At 46.9% G+C, this 6546-nt stretch carries 4 protein-coding genes; all 4 read right to left on the reverse strand.

Translation table 11 applies throughout. The features are described 5' to 3' along the window. Position 1: 1 nt before the first annotated feature. Positions 2–1024: a N(4)-(beta-N-acetylglucosaminyl)-L-asparaginase gene (locus DDR33_RS12970; protein WP_109416229.1), complete on the reverse strand. Its 1023-nt coding sequence runs from the start codon at positions 1022–1024 to the stop codon at positions 2–4. After that, positions 1024–2196 (reverse strand): alpha/beta hydrolase, encoded by a 1173-nt coding sequence (locus DDR33_RS12975; RefSeq protein ID WP_146198760.1) that lies wholly within the window; start codon positions 2194–2196, stop codon positions 1024–1026. Before DDR33_RS12975 ends, DDR33_RS12970 begins: the two co-directional genes overlap by 1 nt. Positions 2197–2200: 4 nt before the next feature. Further along, the gene (locus DDR33_RS12980; RefSeq protein ID WP_109416231.1) at positions 2201–4657 is read right to left on the reverse strand and encodes an alpha/beta hydrolase-fold protein; all 2457 of its coding nucleotides are present in this window, start codon (positions 4655–4657) and stop codon (positions 2201–2203) included. A gap of 157 nt (positions 4658–4814) precedes the next feature. Beyond that, positions 4815–6449, reverse strand: coding sequence for a beta-N-acetylhexosaminidase (locus tag DDR33_RS12985; protein ID WP_109416232.1), 1635 nt, complete (start codon positions 6447–6449; stop codon positions 4815–4817). Positions 6450–6546 lie beyond the last annotated feature (97 nt).

Below are 6546 nucleotides of genomic sequence, written 5' to 3' on the forward strand. Positions count from 1 at the left end.
TCTAGTAGTAGCTCCTACCCTTTATAATTAAATCCTGCTTATTAACATCACAAACCGCAAACGAAAATCCTTTCTGTATAGCGTAAGCTCCGTATTCGCCTTTTTTATTCAAAGCAAGAAAGCCTACCTGGATTTCTTTTGCTGTTTCAGGCTTTTTCCTGATAATCCTCATTACCGCCTCCTTACATGCTTCCTCTGGCCTATAGCCCTGCCGCATGAGTTCAACCACCAGAAAGCTGCCCACATTCCGGATCACTTCTTCCCCAACTCCCGTGGATGTCGCAGCGCCTACTTCGTTATCTACATAAAGGCCAGCACCTATAATTGGAGAATCTCCAACTCTCCCGCGCAGCTTAAACGCCATACCACTGGTTGTACAGGCTCCGGAGAGATTTCCTTTCGAGTCAAGTGCCAGCATACCGATCGTATCATGATTATATTGATTACCAGGCAGTTTCCTCGGAGCGAATGATTTATTTTCGATATTGATAACAGGCTTGTACTGAGACGTTTTCAACCATTCTTTCCAGGCCTTTTCCGATTGGGGAGTGAGAAGATCTTCCTTCTTAAATCCCTGTTCAAGGGCAAATTGCAATGCACCTTCTCCTACCAGCATCACATGCGGTGTCTTCTCCATCACCCTTCTGGCTACTGATATGGGATGAACGATGTGTTCAAGCGCAGCAACACTTCCGCAATTCCCCTTCTCATCCATGATGCAGGCATCCAGTGTAACTTTCCCATCCCGGTCCGGAAAGCCTCCGAGGCCTACTGTTTGATTCGCTGGATCTGCCTCCGGTACCCATACGCCCTGTTCAACTGCATCAAGAGACCGGCCTCCTTCTTTCAGCACTTTCCATGCCTCTGCATTAGCAGCAACGCCAAAGTCCCATGTTGAGATCACTATCGGACCACCTGATCCCATATTTTTAATACTCCTGGCCCCAGCCAGAAGATCTGCACCCGACAAAAGTGGAATCCCAAGCGCCGACAGCCCTATAAACTTCCTGCGGTTATATTTCATTATATATCTGTTACCTTTCCGTTTACAATAACAATCTCAGCTGAAAATATAAGATCCGGATCTTTTCTCTCCCCTGCCGTTTTCCGGATAACAGAGGCCAGCCGTTTCAGCTTCCCCCGGAAGATCTCTTTTCCAAGGTAGTTCACTTTAACCGGCTTATCAAGATCAGTCATCTTATCATTTAACCGTACAACCAGTGTATCACTAGAACTCTGATCAATCCTGATTTCGTTACCATTTCGCGAGGCAACGATCAGCCCTCCTGTTTTAACACTTTTTTCCGGAACGAAAAGCCAGTAAAAGTCTGAATGATGAACATCATCCTGCTTCCAGACAATCTTATCAGGCAAGGCATTTCTTCTGAATTCAGACATCCATTTTACAGCGACAGAATCCTCCCGGTTCATCCAGTGCCCCCGGCCTTCGTGTAATTGCACATGATGCCTGTATCCGCCGGGATCTGACGCACTTAAGCTATCGAGCATCACTGCCCACTTCCGGGCAATCCCATTCCGGTTGTAAGCACTGTCCAGTGCCCCCATATGAAGTGAAAACCCGATATTTCTTAACCCTAACGGGGATGTTTCGTTCGGATGTCCGGCCATCATCGAAGCCGCAGCCCAGCGATCTGCCATCCTAGGAGCAAGCTGGTAAACTCCGTCTCCTCCCGCAGAATATCCCATTAGATACACCTTGTTAGGATTTACATCCTGAAAGGCCATCGCAGCCTCTATCACCCTGTCAAATAAAGTGTCGATATGAGCCTCATGCCACAAATTCCATGTGTTGGTCGGCGCCCGCGGAGCCAGATATACACCTTCCGCTGGTGAATAAAGCTTAATCTGGTTATTCCATTGCTGATCGTTCAGCTCTTTTGTCGCATTTCCTCCTCCGTGCATAGATATATACAGGCTCCTTCCATCAGCAGGTTTTTCTCCCGATATCCTGTACTTAAATTTCATAATGCGGGCGCCTGACCGGATTTCTCCTGCCTCCCATTCCTGCTTCAGTTGAGTCCTGATCTCTTTCAGGCAATCCAGCCACACAGACTGACTGATTTCCTCAGCTTGTTTTCTGCTTAAAGCTTTTTCAGGCATCTTCTTCTGACCATACACGAATGAAGATAATCCGATCAGAACTATCCCTAATACCGCTATTTTGATATGATTCATAGAATTAATTAAACACTGCATCCTCGCCAAGAGCCCATTCATTGTTATAAAAACCGGCTGCTTTTACTCCTTTGCCTCCGGTTGAAAGCATATCCAGTGAAAAGATCATGAAATCCGGAAACCCGCTCGCACCGGCGAAATATTGGTTAGCCTCCGCCGCTTTCATACCTTTCAAGCCGCTGCCCCCTATAACAGCGACTGAATTCGCATTTGTATCCTTTAGCGGCCAGATAAAATAAGTCCCCAGATCATCTCCGCTCCATTCACGACTTCCGGCCTTCACCGAATTTCTCGAAACCTGCACCGGGCATCCCTTCAGAAGCCTGTTGTAGGCACCATTGGTCGAAGCATTTCCATAAATGATCACATTGCGCCCGGCATATCTGCTTTCAGAATAGTCTTTATCGGCAATCACATCAACAGCTCCGTTTCCGCGGTAATACCAGGCCTCAGCATCATAACGGGCTTTATTGATACTCCATTCATTTTCCTCCCTGCTGCCTCTGGTCCCGTAAACGAAGATCATTTTTTTACTGAAAGGTTCCTTAAAAGTTCCGTAACGGTGAGGGCCTTTCTCACTGAGAGAGGCAGCAGCACTGATAGCCCAGCTATTCCCGCTTTTACGAAGAACCAGGGTATCTGTGCTTCCCTTTGCTGTATAGGTCAATGCATTAAGAGAATCAAGTACTACGGTAACCTTCTTCCCGGATCCAAAATCAGAAAGTGCCAGTTTAAGTACCCTCACGTTAACAGTAGAACCGTTTATCACGCCCGCACTTTTATCTCTCTTCAGAATAAGCCTGCTGTATTCAAGTGGGTGTTCCTGCTGAACAACAGACGCCCAGCGATAGGTTGAACTGATGCCCGGACTGGCAGTCTTAAAATCGATTATGTTCACAGCTGTATCCGCAAGCCTCTTATGCCATTTAAAGAACTCAAACAAAGGTTTCCAGTCCACACTCTCACTGCCGTACCAGTGACTCCCGCCGGGGTATTCGTAATAGCTGAAATCCGGATGAAACTCAGCCAGGATCTTCTTCATCTGCCGCGCATAATCTACAGACACAACGGGATCAGCATCCCCATGATTAATATAGACTCCAAAAGGTTTATAATTGGTAGCCAGGGCCGGGACATCACTTTGATTGCTGGATCTTAGTAATACTTGTTCGATAGCAGAAGCTCCCTGATCGGGGATCAGGCCATCAGCCGAACCATATCCCTTTAATGTGGGATATCCGGCACAAGGAGCTATGGAAGCCCAGTTACCAGGATAGGTCGCTCCGAGGAACCAGGTGCCGTGCCCGCCCATAGAATGCCCTGTGAGATAAACCCTGTCAGGATCCGGATCAAATCTGCTCCTGGCAATATTCAATACTTCAAGCGCATCAAGCCGTCCCCAGTCTTCCCAGTTAAAACCCCGGGGTCTGCGGTTTGTCGGAGCAACCAGAGTGCCCCAGTCTTTTGCCTGGTAAGCCTTCGCCTGACCAATGGCTTCAACTCCTGCTCCATGAACAGAGAAAAACAAGGACGATCCTTTAACCACACCGCCTGCCTGGGGAGATACAGCATAGTATTGAAGACTTCCGTCTATGCCGCTTTCAAAGGTGCTCATATATTTATCCGTGGAAGACACACATTCCAGTTCCACTTTATTATCATCTATAACTTTACCATCCCGTAATAATTCAATCCTGCACAAAACCTTGCCTGTTGACTGTACGTTCCCTGCATCAAACGAGAATGCAACCTTCCTGCTCATCATACCGCTCACCGCCGGCAGCCTGCTTAACACTTCACTACCGGCAACGGTTGTCCGGATTGACAGGTCTTTTAAATCACTGCTCCCCGTATTAATTACCACCACTGCCGCCTTCAGATTTTTATTACCAGCTCCCTGGATGATATTCGAAACCGTAGGATCTTCCACATTCAGCATTATCTGCTTTGATGGAAATAAAAGACGTGCCGAGGAATATTGCCCTCTCACATAAAACTCATTCGTCCCTTTCTTTAACTGAACAGGAATGTACATCCAGCCAGACTGGTAAGGATCGCCGAAATGGATAGCCCCATTCACATAGACCGCGTTATTCCCCTGAACGTTCAACAAAGCTACCTTTGGCCCATCGGAAGGATAAGTTAGATACAGATATCCATTTCCCCAGTATCCGGCACCACCGAACCTTCCTGCCGAATCAGCAACACTTTTCTCCCATTTCATCACCGTCCCATCGCCATCACTGCCAAATATCCCTCCTTCAACGGGAGCCTTCAAAGTCCCCCGGTACATTTGCACAGCAAGCGCATCCGAATACAATGCTTCCCGTCCATACCTGTGTACCTTCTTCAGAATCAGCCCCTCTTTAAACTGGTACACGGACTGCGCCTGTGCAATCCCCGGGATTAACAAGGCAAGCAGGGACATAGCTATCCCGGATTTAAAAAAATCTATATTCATTGTTTGTTAGCGATCAGTTTTGAGCCTTTGGCAATCGGCTATCATCCTCCTGCTTACGTCTTACTTTCAATTGCACCTTTATGCAGAAAATGATTAAGTTGTCAGCAATCGGCTGTCAGCTCCTGCCTGCCACTCAACTTCAGTATTGTAAGTCGCCTTACATCTCTGTCACCACGGGACCATAATGGGCCTTCCATAGATCGTATCTTTTAAGCTGTTCACGCAGTCTCGGTTCAAAGTCATTCCAGTCACGTGTTTGCTTCGGGCTCCATAAGACCTCACTTAAAGCGCTCATCCTTGGAAACACCTGGTACTCTACCTTAGATGGATACTCCATATATTCAGACCAAACGTTTGCCTGTGCTCCCATTACATACTTTGATTCTGCTGCCGACAATTGCCGGGGGACAGGCTCGTAAGAATACACCTTTCTTACTGTCGTATATCCACCAATAGTCAGTGAATCATCCTGCTTCACCTGGGAATGATCAAAATAAACGTGGCTTCCCGGCGTCATAATAACGTAGTGACTTTGTTTAGCCGCTGCAATTCCGCCTTCCTCGCCTCTCCAGCTCATTACCATGGCATTCGGAGCCAACCCACCTTCAAGAATCTCATCCCATCCGATAATGGTTCTTCCCTTGTTGTTGATATATTTCTCCATCCTTTGGATAAAATAGCTCTGAAGCTCATGCTCATCCTTTAAGCCCTTTTCCTTCATGAGCTGCTGGCAAAACTCCGAACGTTTCCAGTTATCTTTCGGACATTCATCACCACCGATGTGTATATATTTTGAAGGGAATAGATTAACAACTTCATCAATCACGTCCTGCAAAAAAGCAAATGTCTTTTCTGTCGGGACAAACACGTCCTCAAACACCCCCCAGGTTTGCTGAACATGCTTCCTTGTGGTGTCACCCGCCCATACTGTCTTCGGAGGAAACTTCGTAGATTCATTTGGAAAACAACTTAGCTCCGGGTAAGCCGCGATAGCTGCTGATGCATGTCCCGGCATCTCGATCTCCGGCACAACTGTTATGTAACGCTTAGCTGCATAATTCACTATTTCCTTCACCTCTTCCTGCGTATAAAACCCTCCGTAACGTTTATTATCGTTGCCGGTCCCGGGGAAATGCCCGATGACCGTTCCATTGCGGTATCCCCCAACCTGTGTCAGCTTAGGATACTTCTTGATTTCAATCCTCCAGCCCTGATCATCAGTAAGATGCCAGTGGAAATAATTGAACTTATGGAGAGCCAGATAATCTATATACTTCTTCACAAAGGAAACAGGAAAGAAATGACGCGCTACATCCAGGTGCATCCCCCTGTATGAAAAACGCGGGGCGTCATTAACCGTAACAAACGGAACACTCAGGGAAGTGCTTTTCGCAGACGGCAGAAGCTGAATTAAAGTTTGTACCCCGTAAAACACTCCCGCAGCATCATTTCCCCGAATTCTCACCCCCTTTTTATCTACACTCAATGAATAAGATCCACTGGTTTGATTTCCGTCTTTCTTGATACTCAAATGGACACCAACTGCCCCGCTCTTCTCCACCCGGCTTTTAAGCAGGAACCCATAATACTGCACCAGGTAATCATTCAGAAAATCCGCTGAACTCTGCAATGCCGCTTCAGCGACCGTTACCGGCGTCTTCGCATTAATTGTTAAACTCTGTCCCCCATCTGCCATTACCATATTAACCGGCTTTGGAATGATACTTACCTGCGCAAATCCGCTAAAGAAAAACGTCTGCATAAGAATAACAAAAAGTGTATTTTTTTTCATAATTATTGGTTATCGGCAATTGGCCATTAGCAGTCAGCTTATTATTTGGCTAGCAGCATTCAGCCATCGGCCATCAGCTTCCTGTTTATCGCTCATA

Source organism: Pararcticibacter amylolyticus (genome assembly GCF_003130405.1).
In the GTDB taxonomy this organism is placed as follows: Bacteria; Bacteroidota; Bacteroidia; order Sphingobacteriales; family Sphingobacteriaceae; genus Arcticibacter; species Arcticibacter amylolyticus.